The sequence below is a fragment of the bacterium genome, from assembly GCA_035549195.1.
Classification (GTDB): Bacteria; Oederibacteriota; Muellerivitia; order Muellerivitales; family Muellerivitaceae; genus DASZRK01.
In genome coordinates this window covers 360,426-380,306 of the sequence record DASZRK010000017.1, presented here as the reverse complement: position 1 = coordinate 380,306, position 19,881 = coordinate 360,426, and the positions used below count along the sequence as shown (strand labels likewise).

The following is a 19,881-nucleotide window of genomic DNA, read 5'->3' as shown; positions in this document are numbered from 1 at the left end:
GACCCTTACCTGTCGATGGTGAGCACTACGGTGTGATAAGCATAGTGCTGAGGAATGTTCTGCCGGTAGACTTCCGCGCTGACCCAATAATCGCCTTGGGGGAACTTCGCGGCGTTGGAAACGTCCCAGTTATAGACGACATTGGTGACAGGGAGGGAGTTGGAGATGGAGTAGGCCGAGTTATAGACCCCTTGATAAGCGGTCACCGCTTGGGATGCATCCTGGATATAGAACCAGGTCTTCCCCGTGTCCTTGGAATATTTCAGGTTATAGACAAGGGCCGTGTTCTCGGCATAGGTACTGGCGGTGACCGCGCTCCCGTAATTGGGGTACTCCTCGGTATAGTAATTCGCATTGGTCGCCGTCCCGCCGGGATATCGGAACCAGACATTGGCCAGGGGTTGGGTCCCCGCTGCGTTGAGGTTGGGACCGCCGATCATGAGAATGATCGTCTGGGGATTGGCGAATTGAGGAACAGGATTGATGGTCAGGTCCGACTTAACGGGATAAACCTTGATGAGGGGGATCTGGCTGATATGCCCCACCGCTCCGGTGACAGCCATCTGGCCCCCGTCCAAGAAGGTCCGCAAGCCGAATAAAAGGGTGGTCTTGGCCAATTCCGCCGTACCCACGTTGGCCGAAGGCGAAGTTCCCGTCTCGACCACGTAAGCCGCCTGGCTCGGAGAGCTGGTGCTCATCTTGACCACCCCGGCGGTGTTATAGTTTGAATTTCCCGTGTTGTCGTAGAAGATCCGGTCCTGCCCACTCACCTGTGGAATGGATAAGGTCGTGCGAACCGGAGCGGTGTTGTAGGGAGCGATCCCCCACTCATCGGTCGGACTGGTGGAGCCCGAAAGGTCCCAAGGACGCTGGGCATCCACCAGCACCGGCATCGGATATTGAAAGATGCCATAACAAGTGGTCGCCAAGCTAAGGACATCCCCGCTCCAACTCCCCGAGTTGTGGCGGAAGGAATTGCTGCCGCTCACACCATCGAAGAATGCCGGGGCGCCATCGCCTTGGGCACGGTGCATGAGAACGTGGTTTGGGCTATAGAGCGATCCACTGGAATAGATCGAGGTAAGTTCAGACCGGAAAAAGGTCATGGGAAAACTGCTTGTATTGTCCAAGGTCGGGATATTTCCCACTGTGGCCCAGCAGGAGTAAAGGCTGTCCGGATACAGTTCCCCCAGCCAGCTCTTGGCATACCATTGCTGGGTCGTACCAGCATTGGCGATGGAGGCGATCCATCGGGTATGGTTCTGTCCTGAACCGGCCGAATCGATGATTTCGCAGACCCGGGTCAGGTTCGTGACCGACCCCGCCGTCGTCGACCAGGGCCGGTTGTTCAGGAAGGTCAGGCTCCCGCTGAAGGGCGGATGGTCGAACCCGAATTCGCCTCCGATCCCGTAATAGTAGAAGCTCCAGCCGTTGGTGGTGGTCCAGATGGACGTGGTACCCAATAATCCGTTACGAATCATCTCGTCATAACGGGGAATGTCGATCTCGGCTTGGTCCGGTCCCCAACCGTCGTTGGTCCCGGCCTGGCCAAAACCCGTATAGCCGTCGGTGGTGCCGTTCAAGTTCCTGAACCACCAGTTGTACCCATTCGCCTCGATCGTGGCCGATCCCCCGCCGATACCGCCCACCTTGACGTCCAGGTAAGGGCAATCCCGGGGATCCCCCATGAATTGATAACGTTCGGTATAAGGTGGCGGGAAGGCGTTCCCCACCCAAACATAGGAACGGGAAAGATTGGGGGGAGGGTCGGCAGGGAAATCGGTATTGGCTTCCCCGATCCGCGTCTCGATGATGTGCTGTCCCTTGAAAGTGCTTGCCCCCGAATAGGTCTGTCCCATGATCGTGACGGGGGACGTGAAAGTGAGGACCGAGGTAACGGGCATGGGGAAAGAAAGAACGAAGCGCGCGGTGTTCTTGGGACCAGCCCCGGCCCAGGTCAGATCATGGGCAGTAAAGGCGGTCCCCGAGGTCTTTTCGGGACTGGAAGGGATATATTCCAACTGATAAAGCCGGTTGGTCACAGGCAATCCGGCGCTGACCGGACCGGACGCGGTCGGCGGAGCCGAAGGGCAGCGCAGGGGGATGTTATAGAGGGTGATGAGGGTCTGAGTATTCCCGGGACCAGGATTGGTGACGGCGACCCCCATTGCACTGGAACCCGAGAAAACTGTGGTGCCACCGGCCGTCGCAACCAGGTTGACCGGCGCATAGGTGACCCCGTAATCGGCGGCGGTCCCTCCCCCCTGGATGGCGGTGGCCGTGACCGAACCGAGGGTCACATCGGGAAGGAAGATACTGGCGGTCACCGATCCGCCGGAAGGGAGGGAGGAAGGATTGTTCAATCCATCGTAGTAGCCATAGACCCGGAGGCTGACCGCCGCGCTGTTGGTGGCCGGATAATAAATGAACTCCGGATGGGTCACGACCCTCACGTTGGGGGTATCGACCGGGTCCTTGGCGGGATCCGAATAGTTGCGCATGGAAGGAAGGGGCAGCAGTTCGCCGTGCAGGTTGACGATGATGGAATTGGTGAAGGATTGGGGTGAAGAAAGCATCCCCTCGATGAGCATGCGTTCACTGATCTCGGGGACCGTGGCATTGGCCGCGGCCGCGGCCGCGGTAACCGCCTTGTAAGTGGCCAATTCATCCGGGTAGCGCATCCCGTTGTTGAACTGGTCGGCGGCGGTGAACCGGGGACAACCGGTGAATTGGGAAGTATCCACATTGATGATGGACCCGTCCACGTTCAGGTTTCCGTCCTGCTGGACGCCCGTGGTCCCGGGGTCGTAAAAGGCCGTGTCACACCCGCAACCGTTCCCTCCCCCCTCCTGCATGGTCATGCCGGCATAGAGATAGACCCAAGGGAACCGGGTGGCTTCCGTCCCGGCGGCCTGGTTGATGAAGGGAAGATATTGGCTGTCCCGGCCGTAGGCGCTGCGGGTGATGTAGTGGACCCTCAGCTCAAGACCAGGGTTCCGGCTTTGGATATCGCTCAAAACCCCCTGCATCGTGTTGCTCAAGGAAGGCAAGACCGCCCACCAAGCCTGGATATTCGCGATGGCCAAGATATAGACATCCATGACCTGGGTGGGCGGGAAAAGGGATGTGATCGTGCGCATTTCCCCTCCCACCGTGGCCAAAAGTTCGCCGGGAGAATTGGGGTTCTTGTCCGAGGCGTAACGCCACACCCGGATCACGACCTGTCGGATGTAGGGATCGTTGGCGACCTTGCTGACCTGGACCTGGCGTAAATAACGCCAGTTGCCGTTCGATTTGATGTTCCCGCTCAAGTTATCGCCCGGGTTCGGCGTCCCCGGTGCCGGGACATCGATGGTCTTGTCCGTAGTGAGGACGGTGTTGTACACGCTGCCGTCGCTGTAATCGTCCAACACCGCGACCCCGGCCTTCTCATTTCCGTTCACGAGAGCCCGGAGTTCCTCGTACATCTGGATGGCCTTTTGGGTGGCGAAAGCCTTGTCCGTATTCCGGACCGTCTGTTTGGCCATAAAGGAACGGGCCATTAGGACCGCCGAGGCCATGGCCCCCAGGATCAGGACGGCGATGGACAGCTCGATGATTGTGTAACCTTTTTGATTCATCAGTTTGCGCATGGCACAGCTCCGTGGGCCCTCAAAGATTGGGGACCGCCAAAAGGGTCTTCCTCGCCGAAGTATTCTCCCGGTATTGGGCCACCAACTGCATGGCCGTTTGCACCAAGTTGTAGTTCAAATAAATGGTGCCCTTGTTCCCGCCGCTCCCATTCAAGGTCAAGGTATTGCCGGAGGCGGAGCCGGATACAGAGGATTTGCCCATGATGACCGCGCCGCTCAGCTCACTACCGTCGTTCACCGTCAGGTTCCCCAGCACGAAAATAATGCCGCCATAGGAACTGGCCAGGATGGTGCTGCCGTTCCCTCCGTTCAATGTCAGGTCCCCGTTCACGATAAGGATCCCGTTGGAATCCAACCGCTGGTAATTGGGATTGCTCTGGCTGGCCCCATAGGTCAGGTTCCCGTCGAAATAAGAAAGTTTCCAATCGCTGGTGATGATCAGGTCGTTCGAACTGTCTCCCCGATAGTCCGAGATGAGCTTCAGGTCATTGATGTTCATGCCGAAGACCGTGGTGTCATCGAGGCTGGAAGCCGCCAGGCCGCAGGTGACGCTCCCTTGCGTGTTATAGCTGTCCGAGCCCACGGGAGTGGGACAAGGAGGGCAGACCGACTGCTCCTCCAGGCTGAAACACTTTAAATAGGCGTTCGATTGGTTCCCGCTCCAGACCACCGTATAGGTCCCGGCCGGGAGGCTCCAATTGCGGGTCCCCGATCCTCCCGTGACGTCCTGTTCGGTGTACCAAGTGTTGCTGCTCCCGGAAATACTATAGGTATCGGTCGTTACACCCTGGGTATCCGCCACACCCTGGATCGCCACATCCCACCTCCTATTGCTGCTCCCCGACCGGCGGACATCGGCGGTCATCTTATAAACACCGCAGGAACTAATGGTCACGGTAAAGCTCTTGGAGCCATTGCCATTGGTGGAATAGATGCAAGCGACCCCCCCCACCGTCCCTTGGGTAATCGGAGAGCTCTCGCCGCCCGACGTAGCATCGTATTGGCAGGCCACGGGGGAGACCAATGTAGCGGCGACAGCGGCGTCCATGCTGGCGGCCGCGAACGAGTTGGTGTTGGACCCGAAAAGCAATGCTTGGTCCGTTGGAATATTGATGTTGGTCATGGCCTCGGCATAGACCGCTGCGGTCACGGCATTCCCCGAACTGTCCGTGGGAAGGTTGAAAGTCATTTTGCGGAACTCGGTGGCCATCCGGGCCGTCGCCAGGACTTTGTTGGGGGATTGATTGTAGGGAACGATCCAATTCCCACTCGAGTCCATCCGGTGGTCCATCCGCTTGTAAACATAACCTGTGCTTTGGGCCAGCCAGACCAGGCCGTCCCCATTGAGCAGTTTGGTGATCCGTTGGCCGGTGATGTCATGGACCGCGTTCGGATTGGGCGTGGAGGTGCGGGTGGCGGTGGTATAGGGCGTAGCGGTCTGGGTGGCATTCGGATGAAAGGGATCCGCCTGGCGCGGTACCTCGTACCGGCCCATGATGACGGCGGTAAGTGACGTTCCCTTGGCATCCAAGGGGAATTCGTTCACAAGCCCGACATAAGCGTCCATCGTGTCCGAATTCTGGGGGTTGGTGGCGTTGTAAACGGGTTGGAAGGGCTGATCCACGTAGGAATACCCGCTGGCGAATGAAGGGCTTTGATTGGTGTAAAAATTACTAGTATAGGCTTCGACGAGTGCGTTCTTCCGACGGAACCATCCTAAGGCATCCACCAGGCCCGCTTGGGCGACGTTCGCAGCCTCCCCCACTTGGACGTCCATTTGCCGGGCTTCTTTGGCCGAATTGGAGACCAGCTTGACGCCCGTCGTGATCAAGACGATGGCCACGATCATGAAAAGGGAGGCAATGATCAAGGCCGAGCCTCTTTCCGAAGCCAAAGCGGCCTTGAAAACCTTGGAACCGGAATTCAAGGAGATAAAAAGCCTGGAAAAGAACATTAAAATGGGTGACTGTTTCGGCATGGGATGGACCGCTCCTGGGTGTCGTTCAAACGTTCAAAAACGATTGGTTTCAATGGATGGAGCGGCAACTCCGGGAGGACACTTTCTTATGGATCTGCCTGGATTGATTATCCCGCCCTTCTTTTTAATAGTCAATGAAACGGGGCCTTGTTCAAAGGAAAACGAGGGGCAAGACCTCCCAAAGCTGGGGTCAAGCCTATCGGCTTAGCCCTCGCCCTGGGGGATAAGGGTCAGACGATGAATTCCGACACCAAAAAGGTGTGGTCCGAGGGCCGCTCCAACCCCCGGGGCTTGGTATCGATCCAGATATCCTTCAAACGCGCGACCATGGGCGGGGTGCCCAGGATCAGGTCGATCCTCCATCCCAGGTTCTTCTTGAAGGAACTCGGGAAGCGCATGTCCCAAAAGGTGTAATGCCCACCTTCCTTCACCCGCTCCCGGAATAGGTCCGTCCACTTCCCCTCCAACACTTCTTCGAAGGCCTTGCGGGCATCGATGTGGAAACAGGGATGGTCCTGGTTGCCCTTGGGGTTGTTCAGGTCGATCTCGGTGCGGGCCACGTTCATGTCCCCCATCCAGAGCGCCGGCATCGCGTTCGGGACATTTTTCGCGAAGAATTTCTTCAGGTCGGCCAGGTATTGGAGTTTGTAGCGGTACTTGTCCGAATCGATGGCGTTCCCCTGCGGGATATAGGTATTGAAGAGCCGCACGCCCTCATAGGTACCGGCGATGAACCGTGCCTGCTCGTCGGCCTTCTTGTAAAAACCCGCGTCGACCTTTTCCATGGGCCTCTTCGAGATGAAGGCCACCCCGTTGTAGCTTTTCTGGCCGTGAAAGACCACTTTCCAACCCGCGCCTTCGATCACATCTCTCGGGAACTCGATGTCTTGGACCTTGGTCTCCTGCACCGCCAGCACGTCGGGCTTCTCCTTCTTCAACCAATCCAAAAGGATGGGCATGCGGGCCCGGATGGAATTGGCGTTGAAGGTGGCGATCTTCAGGGTGGCGCCCCCCTTTCGAACGACCCCTTTCACGACCTTGGGAGCCTTCACTGCTTTCGGCTTTTTCTTCACGCTCGGAGTCTTGGGCATGGCAGCCTCCTGTTCATCCTTGGGTCTCATAATCCGAAACGCGGCGCTCGGAGGTCAGGCGTTTGACCACCTCCACCACCTTCAGGTGGTCGGGATGCTTCTGGTAAAGGTCCAGGTCCGCTTGGCTGTCGAAGACGGTATAGAGGGAAACGTCGCTGGCGGTGTCGGCGGGGTTGAAGTTGATCCCGACCTCGAGCGAACGGACCTGGGGCACCTTTCCCTTCAGTCCCTCCAAGGCTTCTTTCAATTCGATCGCGGCGGCCTTCTTGGCGCCGGGGTCCGTCGCCTTCAATTTCCACATCACGATATGTTTGATCATGGCCTATCCCGGGAAGGTTCTAAGGATCGCGCCATTATTCGGGACCGGCCGGATTAAATAAAGGCCCTGTCCCGGGCCCCTTTTCTGCTTTAAAGGCCCCAGGAAACAGGCTAATTTAGTTCGCTGTTGCTCATGTCCAACTTGGAGGAAGTCCATGGGTCTCTTGTCCGGAAAGAAAGCCTTCATCTTCGGGGTCGCCAACGACATGTCCATTGCCTGGGGGATCGCCAAGGCTTTGCACGCGGAAGGTGCCGAACTGGGCTTCAATTACCTGGGCGAGGCCCTGGAAAAACGGGTCCGCCCCCTGGCCGAGTCCGTCGGCTCCAAGCTCATCCTGCCCTGTGATGTGTCCAAGGACAACGAGATCGAGGCCTTATATAAGGAAGTGGAGAAGACCTGGGGCAAGTTCGACATCCTGGTCCATTGCATCGCGTTCGCCAACCGGGACGATCTGAAGGGCACTTTCACCAATACCAGCCGCGCCGGCTTCCACCTGGCCATGGACATTTCGGCCTATAGCTTGATCGCCATTACCCGCCCGGCCGTCCCTCTCCTGAACGACGGCGCCAGCATCATCGCCCTGACCTATTACGGTTCGGTGAAGGTGATCCCCAATTACAACGTGATGGGCGTGGCCAAGGCCGCCTTGGAGGCCAATGTGCGCTACCTGGCTTATGACCTGGGCCCGAAGAACATCCGCGTCAACGCCATTTCGGCCGGCGCCATCAAGACCCTGGCCTCTTCAGCCGTCGGCGGCATCAAGAGCATGCTGAAGGCCTCCGAAGAGATGACCCCGCTGCGCCGCAACGTCTCCCAGGACGAAGTGGGCGGGACCGCGACCTACCTGGCCAGCAGCCTGTCCTCGGCGGTGACCGGGGAGATCCTTTATGTGGACGCCGGCGCCAATATCGTGGGCATGAACCTCGACATCAAGAAGGAAGAACCCGCCGCACCGAAAGCTTGAGCCTCAAGCGGACAACCGGGCGGCCGAGGGGCCACCTTCCTGGACGAAACAAAAAGACCTGGACTCCACCTTTTGGGGTTCCAGGTTTTTTATTTCCATCTGAAGGGGCAAGGTATCCGCGGCCTCGGCGGCGGGAATCCGCATCTCCATGATCCCCCGGGGGGCCCAACCCTCCTCCGACGGCGAGAGGCAGAAATCCAGGACCAGTTCTTGGTTCGATTTCACCACGAAACGGCAACGGTGGAACTGGGTCAGGTCCAGGGACCGTCCCAGTTCCAGGGCGAAACCCTGCAGTTCGGCCGCATGCAGGGGCCATTTCTTCTTTTCCAAGCGGAAGATACCCGTCACTTTCAGGATCTTCTCCAACGACGATTTAATTTCTTGCATGATCCCCTCCATATTTCATTTGTGGTTCCGATAAAAATCCGATCTTCCGGGTTTTGGAAGCCGGGACAGCGACCAACTCACGAATGGCCTCGAAAACCACCGTAAAGTGACCGTCATATTTCCGCTCCAGTTCATCGATTTTCTTGGCAAGATCCGCATTGGAAGCCATGAGCTGTCGAAGTTTCACGAAAGTCCGCATGATCTGGATGTTCACTTGGATTGCTTTGGGACTATTGAGAACACTGGAGAGCATAGCCACACCTTGTTCCGTAAAGGCATAAGGAGGATATTTCGAATATTTTCCCTTACCTTTCTCTAAGGTCACAAATTGTGACCTTAGAGAAACCATTTCTTGATGGGTCAATTTGAACATGAAGTCGTGAGGAAAACGGCGGATGTTCCTTTTAACGGCCTGAATGAAAACTTTTGGAGGAACCCCGTATAAAATGGCGAGGTCTGTGCTTAATAAAACCTTGAAACCCCTTATAAGAAAAATCGAATTTTCAACTTTCTCGATATAGGTCATTTCAATCCTTTGTTTGAGATCACCATTTTTGATCTTTGGATCGCACCTCTTTGAGGTGGCAAAATGCAACCTCAAACCAACAACCCCGCCTGGCGGAACGAGAAATGCCCCTCGGTGGTAAGGATCAAATGGTCATGCACCGTGACCCCCAAAGCCCGGGCCGCGGTCAGGACCTGCCGGGTCAATTGCTTATCGCCCTCGGAAGGTTCCAGGCTCCCCGCCGGATGGTTGTGGGCGAGGATCATGCCGGTCGCGTGCAGATCGATCGCCCGGCGCAGGATCTCCCGGGGATAGACCGCCGTATGGTCCACCGTCCCTTCCTGCAGGTGCTCGAAGGCCAACAGGTGGTTGCGGTGGTCGAGGAAAATGATCGTGAAGACCTCCCGGGGACGTCCTCCGATCTGTTCTTGAAGGAAGGAAGCCACGTCCTGGGGGCTGGTAATGGCGCGGCCCCGCTTGAACTCCTCCCCCTGGGCCGCCCGGAAGAGGTCTCCCATGGCCTTGAAGTGCAGCGCGCTTTGGGGGGGCAATTCCCCCAAGGTCTCCAGGGTCGAGATATCCGCTTCCAGGATGCGACGCAGGCTTTGGAAGACCGACAAAAGCTTCTTGGCGTAGGGCTTGGTATCCCGATGAGGGATGGAATAGGTCAGCAGAAGCTCCAACAGCTCATGGCGGGCCAGGGCTGCGGGCCCCTGGGCGGCATAACGCTCCTTCAAGCGTTTCCGGTGCCCCGCGTGGTAGCCGACGGGCCCTTCCTGGGCCTTGGTTTTCATCTCTTTTTGGATGTCCATCTCGACCATGGGAGCCTCTTTTTTCGCTGGACAAGAATACGGCTGTATACTAGTATACGGTCGTATTCCTTGCAACAACATTTTCCTTGGAGGCTTCCATGGCGCCCAGCGACGAACCCCTGACCGACATCCAGCGCAGCGTCCTGAAATACGTGCAGGACCATCTCATGGAGGATCACCGTCCCCCCACCGTGCGCGAAGTGATGCGCCACTTCAAATGGAACTCCCCCCAGAGCGCCCGCAAACATTTGCTGGCCTTGGAGGAAAAGGGCTACTTGGAACGCGAGGACCGCACTGCGCGGGGTTTGCGGGTGGTCGAGGATTCTTCCGTCGGCATTTCCATCCCTGTGCTGGGGAAAGTCGCGGCGGGACTTCCTTTACTGGCGGAGGAGAACCGGGAAAGCACCATGGTGGTGGACCCTTCCATGGCCCGGGGCGGCCGCAACCTTTTCGCCCTGACCGTACGCGGGGATTCCATGTTGAACGCCCATATCCTGCCGGGCGACAAGGTCATCGTGCAGCAGACCACCCACGCCACGCCCGGGGACATCGTCGTGGCCCTCATCGAGGGCGAGGCCACGGTGAAGACCTTCAAGAAGAGGTCCAACCTGGTCGTGCTGGAACCGGCCAACCCTAAATACGAACCCATCGTGGTCAACGAGAAGCAGGATTTCCGGATCATCGGCAAGGTCGTCGGGGTCTTCAGTCCCCGCTAGGGGGCATTCGCCCCTTCGTCCTAGGACCCGCCATCCGCCGGGACCCGTTCTTCGTTCGCCTATTCATGGTAGATCCCCATGCGTCCACACGTACCCGCCCCCAGGCTGGACTCGTCGCTCACCCCCGTTTATACGGAAGTGGACGACGACCCGCGCCAGGTCGAATACATCGAGATGAAGGTCAAGACTGCCCTTCATCACACCCGTCTTCCCTACCGTCCCAAGCCGTCCTATTACACCCTGAACCTCTACCGGGGATGCCGGCACGGCTGCCCTTTCTGTTTCGCCCGCTACACCCATTGGTTCCTCGGTTTCCAGAACACCTTCGACTTCCAACGCAAGATCCAGGTGAAGGTGAACCTTTTGGAGGTGCTGGAAGGGGAACTTTCCAACTCCCGCAAACACAAGGACTGGGTGAGCCTGGGCGCCGCCACCGACCCTTACCAACCCGCCGAGAAAAAGTATGGCTTGGCCCGGGGTGCTTTCACGCTCCTGGCCAAATACCGTTGGCCTGCGGTTTTTTCCACCAAATCGGACCTAGTGCTGCGGGACCTGGACGTGTTGGAGAGCTTAAGGGACCGCGCCCAAGTCGGGGTCGCCATGACCCTGACCACGCTGGACCCGGCCTTGAAGAAATTCCTGGAGCCCCACGCCGCGCCTATCGAGCGCCGGGTGGAGACCTTGCGGGCTTTGAAGGCCCACCGCATCCCCTGTGGCATCCACTTGATGCCGATCATCCCCTTCGTGACCGATTCGGACGAAGCCATCGGATCCATCGTGCGGCTGGGGGCCGAGGTCGGGGTGGATTACTTCATCTATAACGTCCTGCAGCTCAAGGGCGCGGTCGTACGGGATTATTATTTCGCCCGGCTTCGCCAATGGAACCCCGAGGCCTGGGAAAAGACCAGGCGTCTCTACGGCTCCCGAAGCTATCCGAACGAGGCCTATTTACAGGCACTTCGGGGAAAAGTGGACAGTTTTCGGGCAGTTTATGGTGTTCAAGGCCGCTGGCGGAGGATCTTCGGGGAGAAACAGGGTGAGCTCTTCGAGAAATGAAAAAGCGGCCGGAGGTTCCCCTCGGGCCGCTTCGGTCCTCGTCCTTCGCTTTGGGTCAGACCCCGAAGGCCATCTCCACGTCCTGGGTCCGGTCCTCGGATGTTTGCGCCGGAGGGAAGATCAGCGCGGCGCTTCCATGGACGACCTCATCGAGCCCCAGGACCCGGTCCGCGGCCCGCACCATCTCCCGGTTCTGCGCGTCGGGGAATGCGGCCAACTCCACATGCTTGCCCAGTTCCTTGACCAACCCCATAGAGGGGGCGAAGTCCTGGTCCTCCGTGACGACGATCGCGGTATCGTAGAAATCCCGGGCGGCGTAATAGACCATGTCGCCGGCCATGCGGACGTCCACGCCCTTCTCCATGCGGTGGCCCTCCCGGTTCTGGATGATCCGTCCCAAGCGAAGTTCCAGGTAAGGCGTGCGGTCGAGCGAGTCGAAGAAGGACTGCTGGCTCTTGGCCTTGTCGGAGAAATGGTTCGAGTCGAAGGTCGCGTTGTAATAGAAGGTCCGGACCAATTGCCGGTCCTTGCCCGCCAGGGCCAGGGAGAACTGATAGTAGTCCACCCGGGTCATCTTGTTGTTGCGCTTGAGCGCGAAATAAAGATTGCTGCCGTCGATAAATACGCAAACTCGGGACATCCTTGCACCTCTTTCGGTTCCATTCGGGAAGGATTGGCGTTCTTCTTACGACTTGAAGCTACACTTTTTCAAAACCCGCCGCAAGAGGATGCCATAGGAATTGGGGTCCGGGCTGGAACGCTTGTCGCCACCCTTATGATTTTCAAATTTTGCCCGGATTTTTCGCCTTAAAAAGATCCAGGAGAAGGAAGGCGGCCAAGACAAGGGAATGGTGGATCCGTCCGCTTTGTACAAGCCCTGGGATGCGTTCCAGATCATGCAGGCTCACCTCCAGCTCCTCCGCCTCATCCAAGCGCAGTTCCCCGGCCGGCCGGGCCCCCAGGGCCAGGTAAAGGTGGCAATGGTTGTCCAAAATGGCCGGGTTGGGGCGTACATCCCCCAGTAAATGCCATTCGTCGGCCTCGTAGCCCGTTTCCTCCCGCAGTTCCCTCTTGGCCGCCTCCAAGGGGCTTTCCTGGGGATCCACCGCGCCGCCGGGCACCTCCAGGCTCAGGGCCTGGGAGCCATGTCGGAATTGTTCGACCATCAACAGTTTCTTCTCCGGCGTCAACGCGATGACATTGGTCCAATTCCGGGTGGAGAGCACGTAAAAGGGATGCTCCTTGCCCGTGATGGGCGAGGCACTATGCTGGACGCTCACCTGGAAGAATCCGCAGTCGTAATCGGTCCTCTCGCGGTTCTTTTTCCAAGGTTGGATCATTTCCTTTTGCCCTTTCCCTTCTTGACGGGACGCCGAACGGGTTTGCGCGCCGTCCTTTTCCCGGCCTTCTTTTTCACGGATGGGACCTTCCCCGCTTTGAACCCGGAGATGAGCACCGCGGGAACGCCTTCCAACGAGGCCGCAGGCTTGACCGGGAGGCCGAAGTTCTTCGTATAGAGGGCCTGGGATTTTTTGACGGCAAGGGAGGGGAGCGGCGGCAGGTCGCCCACCCGGCAGTTCGTCCTGGCTTGGGATGGGTTGCGGATCCCGGGAATGGACGTGGAGACCGCCGGATGGGCCAGGGTCCAAAGGATGGAAGCGTCGGCCAGGGACCGCGAACGATCCTTCAGGAAATCCAGCTTCTTCACCTTCTTCAAGGTCGTGGTCATCCCTTCGCCCGTATAGAGCCGGGCCCGGTGGTCGTCCCCGAGGAAACGGGTCTTTTCCGTGAACCTCCCGCTCAAGGCGCCGAAGGCGAGTGGCACGCGCGCGATGACGCCCACGTTGTAGGTTTGCGCCAGGGGGAAGACCTTCCGGATGGGTTCCTGGTAGAAGAGATTGAAGAAGATCTGCAGGCTGTCCACCTGACGCCAACGGATCAGGTCGTTGGCCTCGTCGCTCCCTTTGTCCCGGAGCGAGATCCCGAAGGCCCGGATCTTCCCCTCCCGTTTCAGTTCGCCCACCGCCTTGAGGAGCGGCTCGGCCTGGCGGTTCCAGTCCCCGTGCCAGGTGTGCAGTTGAAGGACGTCGATCCTTTCCAAGCCCAGGTGCGCGAGGGATTCCTCGGCCTTTTGTTTCACCCAGTCCCCGGGAAAGGTGGAGGAAAGCGGCGTGCCGGGCGCGTTGTCCCACTGCCAGTTCTTCGGAGGGACCTTGGTGGCCACGATCGGGCTCTCCCGGCGTTCCTTCAGGACCTCCCCGATGAGCCTTTCGCTATGGCCGTCGCCATAGACCCAAGCGGTGTCGATGAAATTGCAGCCCATATCGAGGGCCTGATGGAGCGCCAGCCGGGAGTCGCTGTCGTCCTGAGGGCCCCACCATGCGCCCCCGATGGCCCAGGCCCCGAAGCCGATCTCACTGACCTTCAATCCTGTATTGCCCAGCCATCGGTAACGCATCGGGACCTCCGATCTCTTATGGAAAAAAGGTAAAGGGAACGATCCATTCTGAAAGGGGCCACGGGGGCATTGCAACCTCCCGGCGGGACTGGAAGGGCTTTTTCAGCGCTTCGCCCGCGCCGGGGCCTTGCGGACGCTCAGGTAAACGTCCCGGTAGATGGTCAGGAAAGCCAGCCCCATGGAAAGGATGATCGGGCCCAGGAAGATGCCCAGGATGCCGTAGACCTTCAGGCCTCCCAGGGTCGTGAAGAAAAGCCAGAAGAGGGGCAGTTGGGCCCGGTTGCCGATGATCCAGGGCTTGAGGACGTTATCCACCACGCTGATGACCCCGCCCCAAAGGAGCATCCCCACCCCCGCGGCCACTTGACCGTTGTAGAAGAGCCACAGGCTGACCGGGATCCAGACGGAGGCCGCCCCCAGGAAAGGGATGAAGGAATTCACGAAGGCCACCAACCCCAGCAGGATGGGAACGGGAACGCCCGCCACCGCGAAGCCGATCCCCGACATGACGCCCTGGGCCACCGCGGTCAGGAAGATGGCCCGTACCACCGCCGTCACGGTGTCGGAGAATGTCCGGGCGACCTTTTCGCGGTGGTCTTTCTCCAGGGGGAGCATCTCGACGGCCCGATGGGCCAGGCGGGCCCCATCCCGGAAGAAGAAGAAAAGGGCCACGCAGACCAGCACCACCTCCAGGGCGAAGCGGGCGATGTTGGCGAAGACCTCGGAGAAACGGGTCAGCAGCGTCTTGGAGAGGTTCTCCAGGGCGCCCGAGACCTGCTTTTGGATGACCGCGTCGTATTGGGTCGGGTCGATGCCCCAATCCTTGAGCCAATCGCCCAAGTGGATGCTCTGGATCTGGGTGAGGACCATCTGGCTTTTCTCGTCCCATTGGGCGGTGGAAAGGAAGGCGTAGGCCCGGGGGATCTCCCGGCCCAGGTTGACGGCTATGAAGAATCCGGGCAACGCCAAAAGACCCATGACGAAGAGCGTGGAAAGGAAGGCCGCCAGGGTCGGCCGCTTCCCCGTGGAACGGAAGAGGAAGGAATAGACCGGGTAAAAGACCATCACAAAGATGGTGGCCCAAACGAAGGAACGTAGGAAAGGCTCCAATAGCGAGAAGAGCAGGCTCAAGAGGCCCAGCAGGAGGGCGAAGAAGGCGATGACAAAGATGTTCTGCCGCGAGATCTTGATCTGATCGGCCACGGGCTCCTCCTTTCCTTGCATCGAGTGCGACCATTCTATAGGGAAAAGGTCCGGGCCGAGGGAAGAAGCGGCGGTCGTAGGTCCCTTCCTTGAAATATGGCCCCCGGCCCTTAGAATAGAAAAACCATGCGGACCAAACCCACGAAGGGTGTTTCCTCCCCCTCTTTCCCCCAGGCCCTGGCCGGGTCCTGGAAGGGTGCGGCCGTCCTCTTCCTCGCCGCCTCCGCCTTCGGGGTGTTCTTCAACGCCTTCTACGCCGACGGGATCGAGCTCAAGGTCCAACCCCGCAAGGCTTCCCCTCCCCCGGACTCCCATGCGCCCGTGACCTATGCCGGCCTGGGGACATCCCCCACTCATCCGTCCTCCACGCGGGATGTTCCCCGGCCCTCCTCCATTCCCCGTTTGAGCCTTCAGGGCACCTTCGCGCGTTTTCAAAAGGGTACGGCGGTCTTCCTGGACGCCCGCAAACCCGAGGAATACCAAGAGGGCCATATCCCCGGCGCCCTGAACTTCTACGGCAACGAACTGGATCTTTTCGCGCCCCGGGTCATGCCCCAGCTCCCCGACAAGGCGAAGGAGATCGTGGCCTATTGCCATGGGGGCGATTGCGACCTTTCCCTGCAAGTGGCCGAAACGCTGCGGGCCCAGGGATACACGAACGTGAAGGTTTTCCAGGACGGCTGGCCCGCCTGGACCAAGGCCGGTTACCCCGCCAAGCAAGGGGAGGACCCGTGACGGCCGCCGATCTGTTGAACGACCGCAACCTGGTGCTCCTCAGCGCCGCCCTCACGGCCTTTTCCTTTTGGGCGGATCGGCGATTCCCCAAGGCCGTCGCGCTGAAGGGAGAGACCTGGGGCGCCTTGATCCTTCGGGTCGCCGCCGGGCTCATCCTCGCCGGCGCCAGCCTGGACAAATTGGGGGACCCCTTGGGTTTCTACCACCACATCCAGGAATGTTTTTATTTCGTCCCCAAGGACCTTCAACCCCTGACGGCGGTGGCCATCCCTTGGGTCGAATTCTTCACGGGGGTCCTCCTGCTCGTCCGCTTCCAGTGGCGCCCCGCGGCCCTGGTCTTTTGCGTGCTGATGGTGCTCTATACCCTCTCCATCACCTGGGACGTGGCGCATGGCATCGATTGCAACTGCAGTTGCTTCGACAAGACCTCCACCGAGAAGATGACCTGGCTCACCGTGGTCCGGGACCTCTTCTTCCTCGCCATCGGATCCAAGGTCCTCCTGGCCTCCGACCCGGCTCCCTCCCACAAAAACGTTTAAACCAACTCCGAAAAATCGCGCGAGAAGGTCGTTTGTCCGTTAAACCATGATCGGGCCCCTGAAACCATTCATGGGCCCATGCTAAGATTGGTCCGTCGGTCCTTCGCTCTATGAACGATCGAACGCTCACCGCCAGTCGAGGCTTTTATGCAAATGGACCACATGACCCCGGAACAAGTGGATGCCCTGGGGAGGATGAACAAGAAGATCCACGATGAGTTCCGCAACCTGGGCTATTCCGGGCTCACGCTCGATCCGGTCCGCTTCCTGGCCTTCCGCACCCAGACCCACAACGACCGCTTCACCGAACTGGTGGTCTCCGACGCCGGGGTCTTCTTCCTCGACCCGGTGCGCAAGGTCAAATACCGCTTCCATCCCGATTACTTCTTCGTCTATCACGAAGGGCTCCACGCCACCGAGGAACAAAAACTCAAGGGAATGGAAGGACCGGTCCTGGTCCTGGAGAACCTGTTGGAGTTCTGGAAACGGCAGGGCACGGGTTTCTGCCTGGTGGCGGACCATTTGAACAAGCTGGACTTCCTGGGCCCCGCCCAAAGGGCCGAATTGGACCGGGTGCAGAGGATCTATTCGTCCCAGGACCTGGTCATCAACCCCATGCTCCAGCGCAAGGTCCGGGAAAGCCCCGCGGCCCCGCCGCAGCCCCAACCGCTCCCGCAGCCGCGCTCGCAAACGCGGGTCATTTCCCTGGACGACTGACGGCCCTCTTCAGGCGGCGGGCCCGGCCTTGGCGAATTCGGCCAGGATCCTTTCGACCCTTTCCTTCTCCAGGTTCCCCAACCCGGGCCTTTGCCGGTAGGCCTCCAGCAATTCCTTACCCCGCGCGGACCGGCCTTCTTGGCTGTGCGCCAGGGCCAGGTTGATGGTGAGCGAAAGGGGGAGTTTCCCCGCTTGGGGTTCCAGGAGGCGGACCACTTCCTCCCTTTCCCCCCGCTTGCCCAGTTCGGCGGTCAGGAAAAGGAGCACTTCCTCCTGGTCCGGGGCCAGCAACCGGGCCTTTTCCAGTTCGACCCGGGCGGCGGGCCAGTCCGCTTCCGCCAGGGCCCAGGCCCGGGCCAGGTGGGGCGCGAAACTCTCCGGCTTTTCCTTGGACAATCCCTCGAACCAATCCAGGGCCTCCTCCCGCCGGTCATCCTGCAGGAAAAGCTGGTAGAGCTGGCGCAGGGCATCCAAACGCTCGGGCTCACTGCGCACCGCCGCCTGGATCTCCTCCCAGGCCAGGTCCATTTCCTCCTGGGCCAGGTAGACCTTGAAGAGGTTCAGGTGGGCCGGGGCGGAGTCCGGATGTTCCTCCAGGTATTCCTCCAGTGAGCGCTCAGCCTCGGCGAAACGCCTCGCCTCGGCCTGGACGATCCCCAGGCCCAGCAGCGCGTCCTTCCGGCCGGCGGCCTTGGCCCTTTCGAAGGCCTCCCCCGCCAGGTCCAGGAGCCGGTCCTGGAGCAGTTTCCATCCCAAGGCCAGGATATTGTCCGGGTCCTTCTCCTGTCCCAGCCCCTCGCGCATCTTCTTCTCATAATCGGAGCGTTTCACGAAGAAGGGCGGGTCCTCCGGGCGGCCCGAAACCGGCGGCAACAGGAACAGTTCGCCCAAGGCCATCAGCTGGTCCAGCACGAAGGGGTCGCCCGGCAAAAGCTCGAGGGCCTTCCAGAAGGCCTGCGCCGCTTCGGCCTTTCGGTCCATGGCCAGGTAGGTGCGGCCCAGGTTGGGATAGATCCAGCCCGCGGCGGGGGCCATGCGCAGCGCCTTCTTATAGAAGGACTCGGACTTCTCCAGTTCACCCGTGGCCCGGAAGCAAAAACCGAGTTGGAAGGAGGTGAGGGGGCACTCCGGGTCGATGTCCAGGATCTCCACCAGCTTGGGAATGGCTTCCGCGATCCTCCCGGAAACGAAGAAGGGTTCCACTTCCTTGAGCTTGGGCCACTTGTCCACGAAAAGATGGAAGAGGTAGGCCCCCGGGACGGCCGGGGCTTCCTTCAGCAGTTCCTCCATGACCCGCGCGCCCTCGGCGAAGTCATAACCCTTCTTTTCCACCTCTTCCTGCCGGTAGGCCTCGATGGGCACATGCTGGGGCAGGTGGTGGAACTGGGCCAAGCCTTTGGGAAGGGAGACGAAGGAGAAGCGGGGAGGGACTTGGGACGCGGGGTTCTCGGGCTTGGCCATTAGAAGAAATAATAGTCCAAGGAAAGCGCCACTTCGACCCCCGTGAGGTCCATGGTGAGGAACTTGTTGTGGGTCGTATTATTGATGGTGGCGGTGTCGGCCACCCCGATGAACCCATCGGGCATGGAAATAAGCCCGTAGACCGGCGTGCTTCCGTCGGGATTCTTCGGGCCGTTCACGGTGAACTGGGAAAGGGTGGCGTAACGCGCCAGGATGGAGAGTTCCAGCCCCAGGTGGTCCTCCAGCCTCAGCTCATAGCCGCCGCCCAGGTTCAGGCCGAAATCCCCGCTGCCCAGGGTCCCCGAGTAGGTCCCCGGCAGGTTCCCCCACAGGGTCGTGACCGGCTGGTTCCTCTGCTGGAAGCCGATGAAAGAATAGTAGTAACCGAACCCGCCTTTTATATAGAAGCGGTAGTCGTCATGGGGCCAAAAAAGGCAATAATCGGCCTCGACGGCGGTGACCAGGGGATTGAAATCACTGGTCAAGGTGGCCGGGGCGGCGCTGCGGGCGGTCCCGTGGAAACCGTCCTCCGCGAAGGCCGACAGGGTCAGGGTCAGGCCGTCCCAGGCATCCAAGCCATAGCCGAACTCCATCTTGCCCCCGAAGCCGCTGTTCCCCGCCGAGGCGTCATAGACCGTGGCCCCGTTATTGGGGGCGGCCGTCTTCCAGCCGTTGACCGCCTGGTTGAAATCCGATTCGAAGGAATAATCGTATTTGAGCGCACCCTTGACCCAGAACTGCGGGGCCAGCATGGGGCCTTCCTGGATGACCCGGCCTCCCTGTACCACCTTGCCCGGGCCCTGGACCACCGGCATGGGGGGCTTGGCCATCCGGGGGCCCAGCCTTTGGTTGATGGCCTGTAGCATGGCGCTTTCCGGATAGAGGACCAACCCCTTTTGGCAGGCCTCATAGGCTTGGTCATATTGGCCCAGGCGGTAATAGCATTCGGCCAGTCCCTCATAGGCCAGGGCATGGTTGGGGTCCAGGTTCAGGACCGCCCGGAAATAAGGAACGGCCTTGTCGTAATGGCCCTGGTGCAGGTAAAGGTTCCCGGCGTTGTAATAGGCGTCGGGCGTGGCGGCCCGGGAAGGCGAAGCCGGGAAGAAAGCCAGGAGGAGCAGGACCCAGACGGGGACCGCACGGAAGGGGTTTCTCATGGGGCCATTATCACCCGGCCGAATGTCGAAGGCCAGTTCCAGGACACGGGAATCTCCCTTCAGGGCTTCCGCTCGGGCGAAAGATTAGGATAATGAACGGGGTTCGGAAACCTTTCCGCCGGGCCCGGTCTAGTTCAGGATGGGCTCCGAT

20 protein-coding genes are annotated in these 19,881 nt (G+C 59.7%); 7 read left to right on the top strand and 13 right to left on the bottom strand.

Annotated features, from left to right (window positions below):
* Positions 1–5: 5 nt before the first annotated feature.
* Both VHE12_05005 and VHE12_05000 read right to left on the bottom strand, forming a co-directional pair.
* Positions 6–3,632: a type II secretion system protein gene (locus VHE12_05005; protein ID HVZ80146.1), complete on the bottom strand. Its 3,627-nt coding sequence runs from the start codon at positions 3,630–3,632 to the stop codon at positions 6–8.
* A gap of 19 nt (positions 3,633–3,651) precedes the next feature.
* Entirely contained in the window at positions 3,652–5,502 is a 1,851-nt protein-coding gene (locus VHE12_05000) for a hypothetical protein (GenBank protein ID HVZ80145.1), read from the bottom strand.
* Here VHE12_05000 and VHE12_04995 point away from each other — a divergent pair.
* Complete coding sequence (locus VHE12_04995; GenBank protein ID HVZ80144.1) at positions 5,495–5,818, top strand: hypothetical protein; 324 nt, start codon at positions 5,495–5,497, stop codon at positions 5,816–5,818. The genes VHE12_05000 and VHE12_04995 overlap by 8 nt on opposite strands.
* Before the next feature lie 22 nt (positions 5,819–5,840).
* On the opposite strand, the gene xth is transcribed toward VHE12_04995, so the two are convergent.
* Both xth and VHE12_04985 read right to left on the bottom strand, forming a co-directional pair.
* Positions 5,841–6,701, bottom strand: coding sequence for an exodeoxyribonuclease III (gene xth / locus VHE12_04990; GenBank protein HVZ80143.1), 861 nt, complete (start codon positions 6,699–6,701; stop codon positions 5,841–5,843).
* Between the two features lie 13 nt (positions 6,702–6,714).
* Positions 6,715–7,020 carry a Dabb family protein gene (locus VHE12_04985; protein ID HVZ80142.1) on the bottom strand — a complete coding sequence of 102 codons (306 nt, stop codon included), beginning with the start codon at positions 7,018–7,020 and terminating at the stop codon, positions 6,715–6,717.
* Between the two features lie 154 nt (positions 7,021–7,174).
* On the opposite strand from VHE12_04985, the gene VHE12_04980 reads away from it, so the two are divergent.
* The gene (locus VHE12_04980) at positions 7,175–7,984 is read left to right on the top strand and encodes an enoyl-ACP reductase (GenBank protein HVZ80141.1); all 810 of its coding nucleotides are present in this window, start codon (positions 7,175–7,177) and stop codon (positions 7,982–7,984) included.
* A 3-nt stretch (positions 7,985–7,987) separates the two neighbouring features.
* Here VHE12_04980 and VHE12_04975 read toward each other — a convergent pair whose 3' ends face one another.
* The 3 genes from VHE12_04975 to radC form a co-directional block, all read right to left on the bottom strand.
* Positions 7,988–8,371, bottom strand: coding sequence for a hypothetical protein (locus VHE12_04975; protein HVZ80140.1), 384 nt, complete (start codon positions 8,369–8,371; stop codon positions 7,988–7,990).
* The gene (locus VHE12_04970; GenBank protein HVZ80139.1) at positions 8,358–8,897 is read right to left on the bottom strand and encodes an ORF6N domain-containing protein; all 540 of its coding nucleotides are present in this window, start codon (positions 8,895–8,897) and stop codon (positions 8,358–8,360) included. The genes VHE12_04975 and VHE12_04970 overlap by 14 nt, the downstream gene beginning before the upstream one ends.
* 71 nt (positions 8,898–8,968) lie before the next feature.
* Positions 8,969–9,697, bottom strand: coding sequence for a DNA repair protein RadC (gene radC, locus VHE12_04965; protein HVZ80138.1), 729 nt, complete (start codon positions 9,695–9,697; stop codon positions 8,969–8,971).
* An 89-nt stretch (positions 9,698–9,786) separates the two neighbouring features.
* On the opposite strand from radC, the gene lexA reads away from it, so the two are divergent.
* Positions 9,787–10,404: a transcriptional repressor LexA gene (lexA, locus tag VHE12_04960; GenBank protein ID HVZ80137.1), complete on the top strand. Its 618-nt coding sequence runs from the start codon at positions 9,787–9,789 to the stop codon at positions 10,402–10,404.
* 78 nt (positions 10,405–10,482) lie between these two features.
* Entirely contained in the window at positions 10,483–11,460 is a 978-nt protein-coding gene (locus VHE12_04955; protein ID HVZ80136.1) for a radical SAM protein, read from the top strand.
* Positions 11,461–11,515: 55 nt separating this feature from the next.
* Here the strand turns inward: VHE12_04955 and VHE12_04950 are convergent, their stop codons facing one another.
* The 4 genes from VHE12_04950 to VHE12_04935 form a co-directional block, all read right to left on the bottom strand.
* Positions 11,516–12,100 carry an NYN domain-containing protein gene (locus tag VHE12_04950; GenBank protein HVZ80135.1) on the bottom strand — a complete coding sequence of 195 codons (585 nt, stop codon included), beginning with the start codon at positions 12,098–12,100 and terminating at the stop codon, positions 11,516–11,518.
* Between the two features lie 142 nt (positions 12,101–12,242).
* Complete coding sequence (locus tag VHE12_04945; GenBank protein HVZ80134.1) at positions 12,243–12,800, bottom strand: NUDIX hydrolase; 558 nt, start codon at positions 12,798–12,800, stop codon at positions 12,243–12,245.
* On the bottom strand, positions 12,797–13,918 hold the full coding sequence (locus tag VHE12_04940; protein ID HVZ80133.1) for an aldo/keto reductase: 1,122 nt from the start codon (positions 13,916–13,918) through the stop codon (positions 12,797–12,799). The genes VHE12_04945 and VHE12_04940 overlap by 4 nt, the downstream gene beginning before the upstream one ends.
* A gap of 102 nt (positions 13,919–14,020) precedes the next feature.
* A complete protein-coding gene (locus VHE12_04935) occupies positions 14,021–15,121 on the bottom strand; it encodes an AI-2E family transporter (GenBank protein HVZ80132.1) in 1,101 nt (366 codons plus the stop codon).
* 126 nt (positions 15,122–15,247) lie between these two features.
* On the opposite strand from VHE12_04935, the gene VHE12_04930 reads away from it, so the two are divergent.
* The 3 genes from VHE12_04930 (at position 15,248) to VHE12_04920 (ending at position 17,112) form a co-directional block, all read left to right on the top strand.
* Complete coding sequence (locus tag VHE12_04930) at positions 15,248–15,856, top strand: rhodanese-like domain-containing protein (GenBank protein ID HVZ80131.1); 609 nt, start codon at positions 15,248–15,250, stop codon at positions 15,854–15,856.
* Positions 15,853–16,395 (top strand): DoxX family protein, encoded by a 543-nt coding sequence (locus tag VHE12_04925; protein ID HVZ80130.1) that lies wholly within the window; start codon positions 15,853–15,855, stop codon positions 16,393–16,395. Before VHE12_04930 ends, VHE12_04925 begins: the two co-directional genes overlap by 4 nt.
* Before the next feature lie 147 nt (positions 16,396–16,542).
* Positions 16,543–17,112: a hypothetical protein gene (locus tag VHE12_04920; protein ID HVZ80129.1), complete on the top strand. Its 570-nt coding sequence runs from the start codon at positions 16,543–16,545 to the stop codon at positions 17,110–17,112.
* Positions 17,113–17,121: 9 nt separating this feature from the next.
* On the opposite strand, the gene VHE12_04915 is transcribed toward VHE12_04920, so the two are convergent.
* Together VHE12_04915 and VHE12_04910 are read right to left on the bottom strand one after the other, a co-directional pair.
* On the bottom strand, positions 17,122–18,573 hold the full coding sequence (locus VHE12_04915; GenBank protein ID HVZ80128.1) for a tetratricopeptide repeat protein: 1,452 nt from the start codon (positions 18,571–18,573) through the stop codon (positions 17,122–17,124).
* Positions 18,573–19,730, bottom strand: coding sequence for a tetratricopeptide repeat protein (locus VHE12_04910; GenBank protein HVZ80127.1), 1,158 nt, complete (start codon positions 19,728–19,730; stop codon positions 18,573–18,575). Before VHE12_04910 ends, VHE12_04915 begins: the two co-directional genes overlap by 1 nt.
* Positions 19,731–19,881: the final 151 nt, after the last annotated feature.

What these genes read in the sequence shown, in the direction of transcription:
- VHE12_04920 (HVZ80129.1), top strand. Translation starts at nt 16,543, where the DNA reads ATGCAAATGGACCACATGACCCCGGAACAAGTGGATGCCCTGGGGAGG.
- VHE12_04915 (HVZ80128.1), bottom strand. Translation starts at nt 18,573, where the DNA reads ATGGCCAAGCCCGAGAACCCCGCGTCCCAAGTCCCTCCCCGCTTCTCC.
- VHE12_04970 (HVZ80139.1), bottom strand. Translation starts at nt 8,897, where the DNA reads ATGACCTATATCGAGAAAGTTGAAAATTCGATTTTTCTTATAAGGGGT.
- radC (HVZ80138.1), bottom strand. Translation starts at nt 9,697, where the DNA reads ATGGTCGAGATGGACATCCAAAAAGAGATGAAAACCAAGGCCCAGGAA.
- VHE12_04945 (HVZ80134.1), bottom strand. Translation starts at nt 12,800, where the DNA reads ATGATCCAACCTTGGAAAAAGAACCGCGAGAGGACCGATTACGACTGC.
- xth (HVZ80143.1), bottom strand. Translation starts at nt 6,701, where the DNA reads ATGCCCAAGACTCCGAGCGTGAAGAAAAAGCCGAAAGCAGTGAAGGCT.
- VHE12_04975 (HVZ80140.1), bottom strand. Translation starts at nt 8,371, where the DNA reads ATGCAAGAAATTAAATCGTCGTTGGAGAAGATCCTGAAAGTGACGGGT.
- VHE12_04910 (HVZ80127.1), bottom strand. Translation starts at nt 19,730, where the DNA reads ATGAGAAACCCCTTCCGTGCGGTCCCCGTCTGGGTCCTGCTCCTCCTG.
- lexA (HVZ80137.1), top strand. Translation starts at nt 9,787, where the DNA reads ATGGCGCCCAGCGACGAACCCCTGACCGACATCCAGCGCAGCGTCCTG.
- VHE12_04985 (HVZ80142.1), bottom strand. Translation starts at nt 7,020, where the DNA reads ATGATCAAACATATCGTGATGTGGAAATTGAAGGCGACGGACCCCGGC.
- VHE12_04980 (HVZ80141.1), top strand. Translation starts at nt 7,175, where the DNA reads ATGGGTCTCTTGTCCGGAAAGAAAGCCTTCATCTTCGGGGTCGCCAAC.
- VHE12_04930 (HVZ80131.1), top strand. Translation starts at nt 15,248, where the DNA reads ATGCGGACCAAACCCACGAAGGGTGTTTCCTCCCCCTCTTTCCCCCAG.
- VHE12_05005 (HVZ80146.1), bottom strand. Translation starts at nt 3,632, where the DNA reads ATGCGCAAACTGATGAATCAAAAAGGTTACACAATCATCGAGCTGTCC.
- VHE12_04940 (HVZ80133.1), bottom strand. Translation starts at nt 13,918, where the DNA reads ATGCGTTACCGATGGCTGGGCAATACAGGATTGAAGGTCAGTGAGATC.
- VHE12_04955 (HVZ80136.1), top strand. Translation starts at nt 10,483, where the DNA reads ATGCGTCCACACGTACCCGCCCCCAGGCTGGACTCGTCGCTCACCCCC.
- VHE12_04995 (HVZ80144.1), top strand. Translation starts at nt 5,495, where the DNA reads ATGATCAAGGCCGAGCCTCTTTCCGAAGCCAAAGCGGCCTTGAAAACC.
- VHE12_04950 (HVZ80135.1), bottom strand. Translation starts at nt 12,100, where the DNA reads ATGTCCCGAGTTTGCGTATTTATCGACGGCAGCAATCTTTATTTCGCG.